Here is a 15,201-nt window from a genome sequence, read left to right as displayed (position 1 = left end):
TTATAAAATGTGGGTTAATAGTTAAATTTTAAGGAATCGGACTTTCTATACAATCATCAGGGTAGATTTATTTGCTATCCCTACTGCATAATCTTCAAAAACAGGTGAAATTTCATTCTGTTTTCCGTTTTCGAAACACCCCCTGACTTTCTCATACGCTAAGAATGACATTTCAAATTCGGGTTGACCTGTAACTAATATAGGTTGATCTAAACGATTATACCAATAGTATTGTCCTCCAAATTTTTTTCTTGCGACTTCAAATACGTAGGCTCCAATTTTTATTATCATCTTCCTTTTAGTCTCTGAGTCAGCCTTTTTATAAAACACAATGCTATCCTTTATTATAAGGTCAACTTCACGCAAACTTTCGATAGTAAAATCAAGCTTAGCATCATCCTTAAACTGTTTGACTAATAGGTTTGCATTTGCAGACATGTCATCAGTAAATTGCTGTCGATCATTATCCGTTATTTGTGCTATTTTTTTCTTTTTTCGCAGAAAATCAAATAATCCCATTTCTTCGGTGTTTATGTTCTACCTCTACAAAATAAAATATAAACAAACGCATACCCTAAAAACAACTATAGAAGTCATAATGTTTAAAAGATACAACTTTTGAAAAATATTTTATAAAATAACAGTTTAGTAAAAAACAGAGAAATATTCTCTTATTCTTACACTAACGTCCGGCAACACATAATTATATATTAAAGCTTTACAGCTCTTTTTTTCAATCTCTGGGCTTTTTTTTCAAAACAGGCATTATACGTTAAATTTATATTAAAGATAATGTTGCAAATATATAATGAATATAAAAAGCCTATATAAAGCAGCTAATATTGCATAAGAGACAAAATACAAAACATATTCTTAGTTTTTTATATGAGAAATTCAAGTTCTATATAAGGTCATTAATAGCTAATATCAGTTTGTCTTCTGCAAATTTAATGTATTATAGTAATGAAACAAACTTTATTGAGGAAATTTGTTAAAAAAAAGACATAGTCACCTATCCTAGAAGGAGCAATAATTAGTGAAAAAGATATATATTTACATACTATAATTCGAACATGAAAATATAAAATATGAAAAAGGTTTTTGTAAGTGGGTGCTACGATATGCTCCATAGCGGCCATGTTGCATTTTTTGAAGAAGCTGCCAGTTACGGAGATTTATATGTGGGGATAGGTTCTGACAAAACAATAAATGAACTAAAAGCCCGAAAAACCATAAACAGTGAGCAGGAACGCCTATATATGATAAAGTCCCTTCGGTTTGTAAAAGATGCCTGGATCAATAAAGGAAGTGGCATACTTGACTTTATTGAAGATCTGAAAGAACTGAAACCCGACATCTTCTTTGTTAACAGTGACGGACACAGTGCCTTAAAAGAACAGCTATGCAAAGACCTTCATATAGAATACATCGTAAGCAAAAGAATCCCCCACGCCGGATTACCAACTCGATCTACAACGGCTTTACGTGAAGAATGCAGAATTCCCTATCGGATAGATCTGGCGGGAGGTTGGCTTGATCAGCCAAATGTCAGCAGTCTATATCCGGGAGCTGTACTTACAATATCTATTGAGCCCGATTATGACTTCAACGACAGGAGTGGTATGTCAACCAGCTCACGCAAAAAAGCAATAGAACTTTGGCAGGTAGATATCCCAACGGGAGATAAAGAAAAACTTGCTAAAACCTTGTTCTGCTTCGAGAATCCTCCGGGAACAAAATATGTAAGTGGCTCACAGGATTCATTGGGAATCGTTCTGCCCGGACTAAACAAGCTATATTATGACGGAGATTTCTGGCCATCGCGTATAGAGAAGGTATTGGATGATGAGATATTGTTGTGGCTAGAAAAACATTTGTGGCTTGTACCATTATATCCACGTCACCACGATTATGATGTCCTATCAAACACTAATATTACACTTGAGAATGCAAAAAGGTTAAGCAATGCTGCTGAGAATGCATGGGAGTCACTAAAAGAAAAAGATATAAAAAAACTAGGAGAAGCCATTAGAGAAAGCTTCGAAGCTCAAATCGTAATGTATCCGCACATGGTATCGGACGATATTCTCGAAGTTTTAAACAAATATAAATCATCCGCTTTAGGTTGGAAGTTAAGTGGAGCCGGTGGCGGTGGTTATCTAATTTTCGTAAGCGAAACACCTATAGAAAATGCAATTCAGATAAGAATAAGAAAAGCCGAATAAGAGATATAGACTAATGAAAGGGACAGATACTTTATTGATATCTGTCCCTTTCTATTTTAACAAAACCGATCAAGCCACAAGCCCAAACAGGTCAGATGATATTTAATTCGTATTTACTGAAGCTTAACGGCCTTACCCCTAGCATTACTCTTTATAGCTGCCTCTAATATTTCAACAACAATCAGGTTATTTTCTAAAGAAGACAAGTCTGTTGATTTTACTTCTATATCTCCTCTTACAGCAGCTTTTAGGTAATAGAAAGAATCATTGTAAGGTTCGGGCAAAGCATCTGCAACCATTTTAGCCTCTTTATTCCCTGAAAAGAAACGCATATCCTTTGCATTATCCTGATATAGGGCTCCTTTATTTCCATAAATATGCATATCCTTTCGGCCAAAGGGCCAGTTCCACGAAGCCATAATAATAGTAGTTACCCCCGGATATTCGAGAACTATGGTAGCATCATCGTCCACTTTTGGATACACATCGGGCTTCTGATGTTGCAGTACGGCTGACACACTCACAGGCTTTTTCCCGCCCATAAGCCATGTACTCAGATTTGCGCCATAGCATCCAAAATCTACAACAGCTCCTCCCCCATTTTTCACAGGATCAGTCAACCATTCCAAAAACTCAGGGCCACACCCAATCTCTACGGGCCCGGAATGTCCATCATATACATTTATTCGAGACATCTTACCTACAGCTCCATCTTTACGAATCATATCGTATGCCTTATGATTGGCTGGATACCATGTAGTTTCATAGTTGGTAAGAACCATAATATGATATTTCTGTGCTAGTTCAGCCATTCGCTTAGCCTGCTGTACAGTAGTGGCTAGAGGCTTTTCTACCATCACATGGATACCTCTAGGGGCACACGCTTCTACCACCCGAAGGTGATCATATATAGGCTCATAGACTATTACGGCTTCCGGTTTTGTCTTGTCAAGCATTTCGTCCAAATTCTGAAAGAAAAGCTTTTCATCAACTTTAGCACGTAACATTTTATTATTCCATAGCTGCGTATTTTTTTCGGCAACTCCCACAACCTGAAAATCACCTCTATCTAGACGTGACAACACTTCCCATAGATGTCCATGAGACAGACCCACTACTCCAAGTCGCAAAGGCTTGTCTTTTTGAGCAAAAAATGGTAAAGCAAGAGAAAAGAGAATAGTAAGCAGAAAAATCTTTGTTAATTTCATTATTCAAGGGCATTATTATAAAAGATAAAAAAGAACTATCGATCAATTGTACTCAACTCTGCTTTTACCTTCAATTGACGAGTTATATTTTCTTGACTAATATATCAGCCAAAGCCTCATCAATATGTTCGAAGGCAAAACGGTAATGTTTATCCAATAAATGTTGAGGAATAGCACGTTGCCCATCTATAAGCAATGTTGCACTTTCACCCATCATCATTTTTATCACAAATGATGGTATTTTAAATAAACATGGACGAAATAAAGTTCGTGACAACACTTTAGCAAAACGCCTATTGGTAATCGGATTAGGAGAAGTAAAATTAAAAGCTCCTCTTGCTTCGGGAGTGTCTATCAAGAACAATATACCGTTAACCATATCCTGAATATGAATCCATGATATATACTGGCTTCCGGATGCTATTACAGCTCCAAGCCCCAACTTAAAAGGAAGCACTAGCTTGGGCAACATTCCCCCGTCTTTAGATAAAACGATACCTGTTCGCAGGATACATACACGCGTATGTCTGTTGTCTGCAGCCATTGCCAAAGCCTCCCATTTCTTGCATAGTAAATGAGTAAACCCTTCTCCGGGTTCCGAATTTTCATTTATTGCATCGTCATCCTGAAGTCCGTAATAGCCAACAGCAGATCCTGAAATAAATATAGAAGGAGGAGTGTTGCTCAATTTGATCAGTTCTGTTAAACGACGGGTTGTATCCCAGCGACTATCACACATACGCTCCTTTTGCTTTGCTGTCCATCGTTTACCGGCAATAGATTCGCCCGCCAAGTTTATAATCACATCATAACCATCTAACGAATCTAGTCCATCTAATGATTGACAATATTCGACATCTGATCCCAGCTTTTGTTTTGCTTTGACTACATCTCTGCTCAAAACCGTGATCTTATGATTTTGCACTAATAAGGCCTTGACTAATAACGTACCGATTAACCCTGTACCTCCTGTAATAAAAACCCGCATATATATTTATTTAATACTAGAATGTTTATTGGACACAAACTACCTGGATCAACACACTATACAGAATGTATAGTTATGCAAATCTACATATTTATTCTTATTATTTTTTAATATCACTCTTTATAAAATAATAATTTTGTAACTAAACGAAATTATTTACTAGGTGGAATATTATGAGTAAAATATTATCATGTTTTTAATCCAAAGCCATATTTATTTGGTGATCTCGGTTAATATCAATAATTTTATAGACTGTTTGTTAATAAACTATTCTTATGAGTAAAGTTATCATTAATTCGTATCAAGACTTTGAACAATATGTAGGTAAAGAACTTGGTGTTTCTGATTACCTTAAAATTACACAAGAACGTATCAACCTGTTCGCAGAAGCTACACTAGACTACCAATGGATTCACGTAGATGTAGAAAGAGCTAAAGTAGAAAGCCCTTTTAAAAGTACTATCGCGCATGGTTATCTGATGGTTTCGATATTACCTTATCTATGGGATCAGATCATAGAAGTAAATAATATAAAAATGCTTATCAACTATGGCATTGAAAAACTAAAATTCAATCAACCCGTAGTCGCAGGAAACGAAGTTCGCCTAAGAGTAAAATTAGACTCATTAGTTAACTTAAGGGGTATTGCCAAAGCTGAGATAAAAGTTGTATTGGAGATAAAAGATTCTCCTAAAAGTGCATTGGAAGAAACTGTTATATTCCTATATCACTTCAACAGTTAAGAACAAGCACCATTTGAAATAAAATAAAGGAAGGTATTTGAGATCTCAAATACCTTCCTTATTTCTTTATAACCTTACATTAATAATCGCCAAAAGCATTGTAATCACCATAAACTGATGTGTTGGTCGGCTTCACCTCATGCTCTGCCTCACTCTGAATATCTCCGGAATTAGCATCAATCTGAAGCATTCTATACTTAGAACCTTTTTGCAGCTTAACTCCCCACTGATGCGAATTATCATTGTACCACACAATAAAAGACCAGTTATCACCTCCACCCAGAGTATTTATGTAGCCTTTATCTTCTAGGGCTTTAAGCAAACTGTTATAACCAAAAGCTCCTCTGTATAGATCATAATTGATGACACTACAGTTTCCCTGCTCATCACATTCAAGCCATTTACCGATAGGAAACTGATGAGGCAAATATATTCCTTTTCGTTTTAAACTCCCATTGGGATAAAACTCTTTGAATATACGATATACGGCAGGCAAGGGCGGCACTTCATACACCTCTATAGGCAGCCCTTTACGGAGGTTCGATATACGTTTTTGCGTACCGTCCGGCTCGGTGTAAACATAATCAAGGCTACCTGATTGCGCTACCTGATTGCGAAAAGCATTCATATCGAATTTTTCGTAACTAAGAATCACTTTCTGACGAGGGTATATCTCTACTTGTAAACTATTTTGACTATATAGTGCGCTATGGGCACAAAACAAGGTGAGTAAAAAAAATGATATTCCTATTTTTTTCATTTTAAGTATGTGTTTTGGTTCAGCTTGTGTTGTATATTTCTTCAAATATATAAAATTTACAATTAAAAAGAGAAGCTCTTGTTGAAAATTAGAATATCTTTATGCTGATAAAAAGCTAGTTAAAGATATATCTGATATAAAACTACTTAGAATATCGTTTTCAATAGAACATCAAGTCTATACTTCAAAAGAATAAAATTATGCTAAAAGAAGATACGCTAAAATTCCTTCTGGAATTAAAAAAGAATAACAATCGTGAATGGTTTACTGAAAATAAATCGTGGTACGAACGTGCCCGCAAGGATGTTGAATTATTGGTAGGCGAAACGGCATTAAAAATAGCAACATTCGATCCTGAAATTGGACATATCGATCCAAAGAAATGTCTTTTCCGTATCTATAGGGATGTTCGTTTCTCACAAGACAAATCACCATACAAAACTCATTTTGGTGCTATCTTTCGCGCTCGCACAGCAGATCAGGCATCAGGCTATTATATGCATATCGATCCTGACGAACTATTCCTCTCTTTAGGATATTATATGCTTGATGGTACGCAACTAAAGAAAATAAGACGTGGTATCTATGAAGATTTTGACACATTCAGTGATATATTGAACGATAAAAACTTTAAACAAGAAATAGGAGATCTATATCGTGACGAGGATACGCTTCAACGTGTACCAAATGGATTTGACAAAAACCATCCTGCAGCAGAATATCTAAAACTCAAACGCTTCTATGTATGCAAACCTATATCTAAAGAACAATTATTGAGTGAAGATTTTGCAGAATACGCCGCTAAAATATATAAGATAATGCATCCGTTAGGCGAATTTCTGAGCGATATTGTAAACGAATAAGCGAGGCAAAAGCATTATTCTAATACAACATTTGAGAAGTATGCTGTTTCTAAAATATTTTCTTCATGCGAACAGATAAATATCCCGATGTAACATTTAGCAGGCAGTTGTATTTCTATCTCATTATCGGCTATTTGAGGAGTTAAACTTGTTCCGGTCTTCATCCTAAAAAGATTTCCTTTCCGCTCAAATTCTATTTGACTAGGAGCTCTATTGGCTGAAACAAGCTCTTCAGTAACGCCACCTTTAACCATCCTGTATTGCAAGGAAGTAAGCCCATCTCCATGAACGGCAATATCAGCATAGCGAGAATCGGCATCTAACGTCTCTCGAACTTGTATACCAATCTTGCGATGAGTATTTACTCCGTCTCCTTCAAACATAATATTTGCCCGTAAAACAAAGTCTCCATCTTTCTCAAGCCATGCAAAATGAAAAGCATCCAGTCCGCCCCACATATTAGCTCCTGCTCCCTTTAACGTATAGACACCTTTCAAAGAATCATAAGACATCGAACCCTTGAGCTTACAATCACCGATATCCGCAGATTGAATAAACAACTGTATTCTTTCGTTTTCCTGCCCTCCTCTACAGCCGAACAACATTGCAGTGAATATTAAAAGAGACATTGAAAGTATAGCCAATGTAGATATTTTCATCGTATTATAAACTCGTATTTTTAGGTTACAATGGTATATTACAGAATAAATATATTACTCTTTTGTAAACAAGAAGGATTGGTTTTTCTTTATTTTCAAGTATTGTATACTACTTAATCATAAATATAATACAATCCTCAAATATAACCAAACAAAACCTTTTTATATAATCTTATCCTTTTTTCAGACTGGATATATATTATTAAACACAACAGTATAGCATCTGTTCAGATCGCCTCATCTCTATTGCTATAAAGGTGATGTAGTTTTTTATAAATTCGAATAGAAAATGACTTACTCTTTTATCAATCACAGAACTAATTCGTTATATAACCTCTCGAAAGTATCATCCAAATCGTCTGAAAATCCCGAACGAGAAGTAGATGTTTGTATAGAAGTGCTACGAACGGCTGTAAGCCAACGGTACCGATCCGATATTTCGTAAGATGCAATTTTACCTCCTGCTTTTGTTCCGGAGCATATTTTATCAAACACTTCTAAATTGATAGATAATGATTCTAAATCTAACTCAGACGAAAACAAACGTAACTTCTGCTCATCTAACACATAACGAGCCTTTATATATTTAGCCCTTTTGCAGTACATAATAAGCCCAACATTGATAAACTCTTCGCGTTCGACCCTTGGCACAACACGAATAACAGCATATTCATAGAAGTGTTTCCCTGGCATGTTGTGCTTCTTTTATAAATATTTCTGAATGTGCCAATCTCTCCTTCAGGAAGTTTACATATACCCGACGTATATCTGCGGGAGTTTCACCTTCCTCACCCCAATGCAACCAATCATCCGGCAGCAAAGCAACAATTTCTTCTATTTTCTCCGGTACAAGAATCTCTCTAAAAGCCTTATCAACCTCCTCCAATTCTGAAGCATAAGGCAGCAATACATGATCTTTAACCTGAGTAAAAGGGCTTAGCGCATACTTCTCCCAATTTACCCACGAGTGGTGAAAATAAAGCGACGCTCCATGATCGATAAGCCATAGTTCTTTGTGCCACATCAGCATATTCGTATTTTTGGTTGTGCGGTCTACATTTGTCAACAGGGCATCGATCCATACTATCTGAGAGGCTGTTTTACGATCAATCTGCACAGCTACGGGATCGAAAGTTAACGCTCCTGACAAAAAATGCAGTCCCATATTTAAACCACGACTAGCCTGCAAGAGGTCTTGTATCTCTTCATCACCCTCGGTACGTCCAAAAGCCTCATCCAGATTAATAAAGACTATTTCCGGAACACGAAAGCCCAGTGTTTGAGCAATAAGACTACCAACCAACTCACTAACTAGCATTTTTGTACCATGCCCGGCCCCTCTGAATTTGACAACATATTTGAATCCATCGTCACCTTCTGCCAGTGCAGGCAAAGAACCTCCTTCGCGTAAAGGAGTTATATAGCGTGTTACATTTACTGTCCGTAATTCCATTTTCAATAACGACCCTTCCTTTTTATTATTTACATTAGTTCGTGTTGATAAAGATAAAAAATAGTCAGCGATTATCCCTTATTATTGTACATTATTAATACGAGTCGATCACACATGTACAAATAAAAAAAGCCCACAACATCACGTCGTAGGACTTTCTCATGCCTTAACACAAACTTTACAAAACTACATGTTATATAACCATAAGTAGTAGAATAAAGTTCAATTTATTTTGTTAATTAACTATATTTCCTTGTGTATTTTCAGAATATAAACATTTTAAAACACCTTAACAAACAAACACTTAAATAGAAAGAAAACAGAAGTTTATAATCTATTTTTATATTACAACTTAAAGTTATGCGGATTTTAGGATGTCGTTCATCTTTCGATCAGACATTATAGGGCTGAACAGTGTTTTGTAAATAGGCGACTGAAATATTTTCTTCGATAACATACCTAATCTTGATAAAAGCATGCAGTAACTCCAGATGATTTATCTCCAATCGAGGTTTATCCTTTTGATTATATTGATCTTTGATCATATAATTTGATGATTGAATATATTGATCGTAGTATTTGTATACCATACTTATATACTTATTATTCAAGTCTCTTTCATAGAGAAGATTATCTTTCGACTGGTATACAAAATCTCCAAATAAATTAATAAAGCCTATAAATTGGGTTATTGACTCATCGTAGAAATCATTCCCCCGTATATTATTTTCTATTTGTCCTACATTATAAGATTCGACATACTCGGGTATGATATTTCCAAAGCAAGCTAACCAATTCATCAAATTGTTTGGTTGTTGAATTTTATCTATATTCTTCAGTAGTGTCTCTTTTATCTTCACTAAATCAGTAACAGCAAAAATACATCCTGATTTATCAAGCATGAAGGCATGACGCCCCTCTACATCCGTATCACTATACCAAACCATATACAATGGAAAAGTATAATTCTGCGAACAATACTTGATAATCCAAATACTAAATGATGAACAGATATCATCAAATGAATCTATTTTTACTTCACGAATCATCTCAGAGTAGATAATCTAAAATCCCTAGAAAATGTAAAAGCTCTTATCTTAATCGACTAGACTTTATTATAAGCCATTTATAATAAATCTGATCACCTAAAAAAATAACAGTTTTTTATAGTATTTTACTTCTTATAATACAAATATAAGAGATCATTTCACCTTTTACAACTTTTTGAGAGAATCCTGAATATAAGGGTATCATTTTTAACGATAATCACCTTCAATGGATTAATCAAAAACGACAATAAAAATGCCTAACCATATCTGATATGATTAAACATAATTCTTATAATATAAAAAGGAAAGGAGGAAAGTCTTTTAAAAGTGTTCTTTACACCAAAGATCTTAACCTCTTATATTAGAGATATTCAATTAGCTCTGAACTAATGATATAAAATCATTAAATTTAAGAACGACATCCGGATATTCTGTATCTTTAATATAGTGCGAAATTTTCACCTCTTTTTTATTGAAATCAAAATCCAAATCCGATAAGTTCAGTGTAATCTCTGTATCAGTTTGCCTATCAATATTTTTCACAAGTCTCTCTCTTACTTTTTGCGATTTTGCTATTCCCTCTTTAAATATTAGAAGTGTTTTAGTCATCGTCTATTATTTTTTATTTAAAATCTTCCGATGGCAAAAATAATTTTTTTAAATAAAACTAAAAAACATGATACTAATTAGTTATTAACAATATAACGCTTTTAACCAAATTGAATACCTTCCCATACTATTTTATTTTACAATCAAAAATTACATTAGCCTATATAAATTACACACAGACTACACCTAACTACCAATCATAGCACAATATAGAATGATTAAAAACAAGTATAATTTTTCTCTTTTTTATATCAAATCACTTGATAATATAAAAATAAAAGTTACTTTTGTTATTAATTACACGAGGTATTGAAGATTAAAACATAAGGGAAACTTTTACATAAATTTATTAAAACTGCATAACTCTCTATTTTCCTACCAAGAAAAGATTTGTTATTCACAGTAAATAAGAAAAACTATAATTCCCTCTTAAAAAAGATATGCAATTTTATGTCTATAGTATAGATAAAATTGGAATAAGTCAAAAAGCTAAATGTTTTTTGGAGTAGGAATATACACGAAAGTAATTTATGTATATGCAGACGCCTGACATTAACACAGACAATTTAGCAAACTGCAGGCGCAGCCTCCTTGAGTATTCAAGGAGGCTTATTTAAAGCTCATTTCATTTAGTTACTACATCATAGTTGATATATACTTTTTTACTGTAATTTTGTCTTACAAAAAGGTCATACTAAAATCTACAGGCTATATATTATAAGATGAGAAATATAAAACCTCAAAGTATAGGGATTGTCATATCAACTTACAATAATCCCGAATGGTTAGAAAAAACCTTATGGGGATATACTCTACAGACTCACAATACATTCGAATTAATCCTTGCAGATGATGGCTCGGGTGAAGACACCAGAGAATTAATAGATAAATTCAGGAATAAATATTTCCCGAACATAAAGCACATCTGGCACACAGATGAAGGTTTCAGAAAGTGCAAAATACTAAACGATGCCATAGTAGCTTCAGAATCAGAATACCTTATATTTACAGACCACGACTGTATCCCTCGAAAGGATTTTATTGAGACTCATTTAAGATATGCCGAAAAAGGATATTTCTTATCAGGCGGATATCCTAAATTACCGATGGAGACCAGCAAAGCTATTACTTATGAAGATATCATCTCCGAAAACGCATTCGATATTAAATGGCTAAGACAACACGGCTTGAAGAGTTCTTTCAAGAATACTAAACTCTTAAAGTCAAAAACCTTTGCTTCATTTATGAATTTCATCACACCCGCAAAAGCCTCATGGAATGGCTGCAACTCATCAGGATGGAAAGAAGACATGCTGGCTATCAATGGTTTTAACGAGTCTATGCAATATGGTGGATTGGACAGGGAGTTTGGGGAACGACTGGTTAACATGGGAATACGTTCTAAACAAATCAGATATTCAGCCATTTGCGTACACCTGGATCATTCTCGCCCATACAAAAATAAGGAACTAATAGAGAGAAATAAAGAAATACGCCGTAACGTAAAGGCAAACAAAATAATAAAAACACCGAACGGAATAGAAAAGCTTTGATCCTTAAAGCAAAGTATATCTTATTTATAGGCAACCACCTGTTTTAGAACATCGGCAATACTATTATCTGAACCAAAGATAAAGAGATAGCGATAGCTACCATTGTATTTAGGAGGAGCCTGAGTCAAATCCTTATTCAATCCGAAGCGATAAAAATATTCGGCAAACAAAACATTGTCGGAGATTTTAGAAAAGTATAAGTTTGGTGTTTCCTCAGCAGAACCAAAGAGCTTAACCAATTCGCAAGAGTATTCTTTTGTAAATCTATTTGTATTATCAATGCTATCAATACGAGTTATGCAGTCTAACGAAGATTCACCATTCTTCTGGAAATATTTCCAAAAAGGGCTTCTTTCCATAAACATAAGTGTATCCGAAACTATATAGTTACGCTCTGAAGTCTTAGAGTCTGATAGCAAATAATCATAAGCAATCTTATATCTTTCGCCATTATCACCTAAAGCATTCTGAGCCATTAAATTTACACTCGAACAAAATATAAATAAAAGTATAGCAAATCTCATTTTTCAACAAAAATAATCACAAATAAAACATATTAATCCATTCTTTAGATACCAAATAAGTATAAAAAGAATCAAATTAACACATAGCAGAAAGACAAATTTATAAAAATTATTTATAAATCCTAGCCATTTCTATTCTACAATCATATTTTCTTTATGCTCACTCCAGCTATCCACCCCATCAATATACTGCAAAACACATTATAATGTAGATTATACATCAGTTCTATAAAAGATCGCTATTTTCTATAGAAACTAAAACCAAACAATAAAAAGTGACGACTATTACACTATTTTACTCTTGTTACTTTTAGGTTACTCTCTATTATGAGATAAATAGAATGAAATATGATACAAAAAAAGAGCTGCCTTATTCGGGCAGCTCTTTCATATAATTATGGTTTGATTTTAAACCAAATTACTCAGCTAGCAAAATATGTAAAATCTGTACAGCCGCTTTGGTTACTGATGTACCAGGACCAAAAATAGCAGCCACACCCGATTTATACAAGAAATCATAGTCTTGAGCAGGGATTACACCTCCTGCAATAACGATGATATCTTCTCTACCAAGTTTCTTAAGCTCATCTATTACCTGAGGCACAAGAGTTTTGTGACCGGCAGCAAGAGACGAAACACCAAGTACATTTACGTCGTTTTCTACAGCCTGACGGGCAGCTTCTTCCGGAGTTTGGAACAATGGTCCCATATCTACGTCGAATCCGCAGTCAGCATAACCTGTAGCTACAACTTTTGCACCACGGTCGTGTCCATCCTGACCCATCTTGGCAATCATGATACGTGGTTGACGACCTTCTTTCTTTGCAAACTCTTCCACAAGTGCCTTCGCCTCATGGAATGTTGGGTCTTTTTTACTTTCTGATGAATACACGCCTGATATAGTTCTGATTACTGCTTTATAACGTCCAACAATCTCTTCGCAAGCATCGGAGATTTCTCCTAAAGTAGCACGCAAGCGCGCAGCTTCAACTGCAAGCTCCAACAGGTTACCTTTCTTCGTTTTCACACATTCTGTGATAGCAGCTAATGCTTTCTTCACAGCTTCGTTGTCACGTTTAGACTTCAAGTCGTTCAAACGTTCGATCTGTTGACGACGCACCTCAGTATTGTCAACATCAAGAATATCGATAGGATCTTCTTTTTCAAGACGATACTTGTTGATACCAATAATTGCTTGTTGACCTGAGTCGATTCTAGCCTGAGTACGAGCAGCAGCTTCTTCGATACGCATCTTAGGAAGACCGGTTTCGATTGCCTTAGCCATACCACCCAGTTTTTGAACTTCCTGGATCAAATCCCAAGCCTTATGTACAAGTTCGTTTGTTAGTGTTTCCACATAATAAGAACCAGCCCAAGGGTCGATCTCTTTACATATCTGAGTTTCTTCCTGAATGTATATCTGAGTATTACGTGCAATACGAGCAGAGAAGTCGGTAGGCAATGCGATAGCCTCATCCAATGCATTTGTGTGCAAAGACTGAGTGTGTCCCAAAGCAGAAGCCATAGCTTCGATACAAGTACGTCCAACGTTGTTGAAAGGGTCTTGCTCTGTCAACGACCATCCTGATGTCTGAGAGTGAGTACGCAATGCGAGAGACTTCGGATTTTTAGCACCAAAGCTCTTCACAATCTTAGCCCACAAAAGACGTCCAGCACGCATTTTGGCAATCTCCATAAAGTGGTTCATACCAATAGCCCAGAAGAATGACAAACGAGGAGCAAACGCATCTACGTCGATACCTGCATCGATACCTGCTTTAAGGTATTCCATACCATCGGCAAGCGTATATGCTAACTCGATGTCGGCAGTAGCTCCCGCTTCCTGCATGTGATAACCCGAGATAGATATTGAGTTGAACTTAGGCATCTTCTGAGATGTATATTCGAAGATGTCAGCGATAATTTTCATTGAGAATTCCGGTGGATAGATATATGTATTACGCACCATAAATTCTTTAAGAATATCATTTTGTATAGTACCCGCCATTTCTTCCAGCTTAGCACCTTGCTCCAATCCTGCATTGATATAGAATGCAAGAACAGGAAGTACCGCACCATTCATTGTCATAGATACTGACATCTGATTCAATGGAATACCTTCAAACAAAACCTTCATATCTTCTACCGAGCAAATAGACACCCCGGCTTTACCAACGTCACCCACTACACGAGGATGGTCGGCATCGTATCCACGGTGTGTGGCAAGGTCAAACGCAACAGAAAGGCCTTTTTGACCCGAAGCCAAGTTACGGCGATAGAATGCATTCGACTCAGCAGCAGTAGAGAACCCTGCGTACTGACGGATTGTCCAAGGACGCATAGCGTACATACCCGAGTATGGTCCACGCAAGAATGGAGGAATACCTGAAGCATAGCTAAGATGCTCCATCCCTTCCAAATCTTCTTTTGTATAAACAGACTTAACAGGAATGAGTTCGGGTGTCATCCAGTCAGCTTCTATACCATTATCAGCAGCCCATTTTGTAGCGTCTGTAGCAACAAAACCCGAACTGTTGATATCAATGTTTTTGAAATTAGGTTTCATA

15 protein-coding genes are annotated in these 15,201 nt (G+C 35.7%); 4 read left to right on the top strand and 11 right to left on the bottom strand.

Annotated features, from left to right (window positions below):
* Positions 1 to 45: 45 nt before the first annotated feature.
* Positions 46 to 519 carry a hypothetical protein gene (locus tag PKC55_RS01605; protein WP_291128044.1) on the bottom strand — a complete coding sequence of 158 codons (474 nt, stop codon included), beginning with the start codon at positions 517 to 519 and terminating at the stop codon, positions 46 to 48.
* Between the two features lie 569 nt (positions 520 to 1,088).
* Between PKC55_RS01605 and PKC55_RS01600 the strand changes: the two genes are divergently transcribed.
* On the top strand, positions 1,089 to 2,225 hold the full coding sequence (locus PKC55_RS01600) for an adenylyltransferase/cytidyltransferase family protein (RefSeq protein WP_324371565.1): 1,137 nt from the start codon (positions 1,089 to 1,091) through the stop codon (positions 2,223 to 2,225).
* A 113-nt stretch (positions 2,226 to 2,338) separates the two neighbouring features.
* Here PKC55_RS01600 and PKC55_RS01595 read toward each other — a convergent pair whose 3' ends face one another.
* Together PKC55_RS01595 and PKC55_RS01590 are read right to left on the bottom strand one after the other, a co-directional pair.
* On the bottom strand, positions 2,339 to 3,433 hold the full coding sequence (locus PKC55_RS01595) for a Gfo/Idh/MocA family protein (protein WP_291028854.1): 1,095 nt from the start codon (positions 3,431 to 3,433) through the stop codon (positions 2,339 to 2,341).
* 82 nt (positions 3,434 to 3,515) lie between these two features.
* Positions 3,516 to 4,421, bottom strand: a complete 906-nt coding sequence (locus PKC55_RS01590) for a TIGR01777 family oxidoreductase (RefSeq protein WP_291028853.1) — start codon at positions 4,419 to 4,421, stop codon at positions 3,516 to 3,518.
* A gap of 275 nt (positions 4,422 to 4,696) precedes the next feature.
* On the opposite strand from PKC55_RS01590, the gene PKC55_RS01585 reads away from it, so the two are divergent.
* Positions 4,697 to 5,164, top strand: coding sequence for a MaoC family dehydratase (locus PKC55_RS01585; protein WP_006843122.1), 468 nt, complete (start codon positions 4,697 to 4,699; stop codon positions 5,162 to 5,164).
* 79 nt (positions 5,165 to 5,243) lie between these two features.
* Here the strand turns inward: PKC55_RS01585 and PKC55_RS01580 are convergent, their stop codons facing one another.
* Positions 5,244 to 5,924, bottom strand: coding sequence for a hypothetical protein (locus PKC55_RS01580; protein ID WP_135104970.1), 681 nt, complete (start codon positions 5,922 to 5,924; stop codon positions 5,244 to 5,246).
* Between the two features lie 200 nt (positions 5,925 to 6,124).
* On the opposite strand from PKC55_RS01580, the gene PKC55_RS01575 reads away from it, so the two are divergent.
* Positions 6,125 to 6,787, top strand: coding sequence for a DUF2461 domain-containing protein (locus PKC55_RS01575; protein ID WP_135104969.1), 663 nt, complete (start codon positions 6,125 to 6,127; stop codon positions 6,785 to 6,787).
* Positions 6,788 to 6,801: 14 nt separating this feature from the next.
* Here the strand turns inward: PKC55_RS01575 and PKC55_RS01570 are convergent, their stop codons facing one another.
* The 5 genes from PKC55_RS01570 to PKC55_RS01550 form a co-directional block, all read right to left on the bottom strand.
* Positions 6,802 to 7,446, bottom strand: coding sequence for a hypothetical protein (locus PKC55_RS01570; RefSeq protein ID WP_135104968.1), 645 nt, complete (start codon positions 7,444 to 7,446; stop codon positions 6,802 to 6,804).
* Between the two features lie 309 nt (positions 7,447 to 7,755).
* On the bottom strand, positions 7,756 to 8,139 hold the full coding sequence (locus PKC55_RS01565) for a DUF3037 domain-containing protein (protein WP_291126204.1): 384 nt from the start codon (positions 8,137 to 8,139) through the stop codon (positions 7,756 to 7,758).
* Complete coding sequence (locus PKC55_RS01560) at positions 8,117 to 8,899, bottom strand: HipA family kinase (protein WP_291126226.1); 783 nt, start codon at positions 8,897 to 8,899, stop codon at positions 8,117 to 8,119. The genes PKC55_RS01565 and PKC55_RS01560 overlap by 23 nt, the downstream gene beginning before the upstream one ends.
* 392 nt (positions 8,900 to 9,291) lie before the next feature.
* Positions 9,292 to 9,948, bottom strand: a complete 657-nt coding sequence (locus PKC55_RS01555) for a hypothetical protein (protein ID WP_283686001.1) — start codon at positions 9,946 to 9,948, stop codon at positions 9,292 to 9,294.
* A gap of 375 nt (positions 9,949 to 10,323) precedes the next feature.
* Entirely contained in the window at positions 10,324 to 10,557 is a 234-nt protein-coding gene (locus tag PKC55_RS01550; protein ID WP_252636875.1) for a hypothetical protein, read from the bottom strand.
* A gap of 722 nt (positions 10,558 to 11,279) precedes the next feature.
* On the opposite strand from PKC55_RS01550, the gene PKC55_RS01545 reads away from it, so the two are divergent.
* The gene (locus PKC55_RS01545) at positions 11,280 to 12,110 is read left to right on the top strand and encodes a glycosyltransferase family 2 protein (protein WP_283686000.1); all 831 of its coding nucleotides are present in this window, start codon (positions 11,280 to 11,282) and stop codon (positions 12,108 to 12,110) included.
* A 20-nt stretch (positions 12,111 to 12,130) separates the two neighbouring features.
* Here PKC55_RS01545 and PKC55_RS01540 read toward each other — a convergent pair whose 3' ends face one another.
* Positions 12,131 to 12,586 (bottom strand): hypothetical protein, encoded by a 456-nt coding sequence (locus tag PKC55_RS01540; protein WP_283685999.1) that lies wholly within the window; start codon positions 12,584 to 12,586, stop codon positions 12,131 to 12,133.
* 466 nt (positions 12,587 to 13,052) lie between these two features.
* Positions 13,053 to 15,200 carry a methylmalonyl-CoA mutase gene (gene scpA, locus PKC55_RS01535; protein WP_291126209.1) on the bottom strand — a complete coding sequence of 716 codons (2,148 nt, stop codon included), beginning with the start codon at positions 15,198 to 15,200 and terminating at the stop codon, positions 13,053 to 13,055.
* Between the last annotated feature and the right edge of the window lies 1 nt (position 15,201).

Origin of the sequence: Dysgonomonas sp. (assembly GCF_035323175.1) — a bacterium.
Taxonomy (GTDB): Bacteria; Bacteroidota; Bacteroidia; order Bacteroidales; family Dysgonomonadaceae; genus Dysgonomonas.
Note: the sequence above shows the minus strand (reverse complement) of the source record. Positions and strands in the feature narration are given on the sequence as shown.

What these genes read in the sequence shown, in the direction of transcription:
- PKC55_RS01605 (WP_291128044.1), bottom strand. Translation starts at nt 519, where the DNA reads ATGGGATTATTTGATTTTCTGCGAAAAAAGAAAAAAATAGCACAAATA.
- PKC55_RS01600 (WP_324371565.1), top strand. Translation starts at nt 1,089, where the DNA reads ATGAAAAAGGTTTTTGTAAGTGGGTGCTACGATATGCTCCATAGCGGC.
- PKC55_RS01595 (WP_291028854.1), bottom strand. Translation starts at nt 3,433, where the DNA reads ATGAAATTAACAAAGATTTTTCTGCTTACTATTCTCTTTTCTCTTGCT.
- PKC55_RS01590 (WP_291028853.1), bottom strand. Translation starts at nt 4,421, where the DNA reads ATGCGGGTTTTTATTACAGGAGGTACAGGGTTAATCGGTACGTTATTA.
- PKC55_RS01585 (WP_006843122.1), top strand. Translation starts at nt 4,697, where the DNA reads ATGAGTAAAGTTATCATTAATTCGTATCAAGACTTTGAACAATATGTA.
- PKC55_RS01580 (WP_135104970.1), bottom strand. Translation starts at nt 5,924, where the DNA reads ATGAAAAAAATAGGAATATCATTTTTTTTACTCACCTTGTTTTGTGCC.
- PKC55_RS01575 (WP_135104969.1), top strand. Translation starts at nt 6,125, where the DNA reads ATGCTAAAAGAAGATACGCTAAAATTCCTTCTGGAATTAAAAAAGAAT.
- PKC55_RS01570 (WP_135104968.1), bottom strand. Translation starts at nt 7,446, where the DNA reads ATGAAAATATCTACATTGGCTATACTTTCAATGTCTCTTTTAATATTC.
- PKC55_RS01565 (WP_291126204.1), bottom strand. Translation starts at nt 8,139, where the DNA reads ATGCCAGGGAAACACTTCTATGAATATGCTGTTATTCGTGTTGTGCCA.
- PKC55_RS01560 (WP_291126226.1), bottom strand. Translation starts at nt 8,899, where the DNA reads ATGGAATTACGGACAGTAAATGTAACACGCTATATAACTCCTTTACGC.
- PKC55_RS01555 (WP_283686001.1), bottom strand. Translation starts at nt 9,948, where the DNA reads ATGATTCGTGAAGTAAAAATAGATTCATTTGATGATATCTGTTCATCA.
- PKC55_RS01550 (WP_252636875.1), bottom strand. Translation starts at nt 10,557, where the DNA reads ATGACTAAAACACTTCTAATATTTAAAGAGGGAATAGCAAAATCGCAA.
- PKC55_RS01545 (WP_283686000.1), top strand. Translation starts at nt 11,280, where the DNA reads ATGAGAAATATAAAACCTCAAAGTATAGGGATTGTCATATCAACTTAC.
- PKC55_RS01540 (WP_283685999.1), bottom strand. Translation starts at nt 12,586, where the DNA reads ATGGCTCAGAATGCTTTAGGTGATAATGGCGAAAGATATAAGATTGCT.
- scpA (WP_291126209.1), bottom strand. Translation starts at nt 15,200, where the DNA reads ATGAAACCTAATTTCAAAAACATTGATATCAACAGTTCGGGTTTTGTT.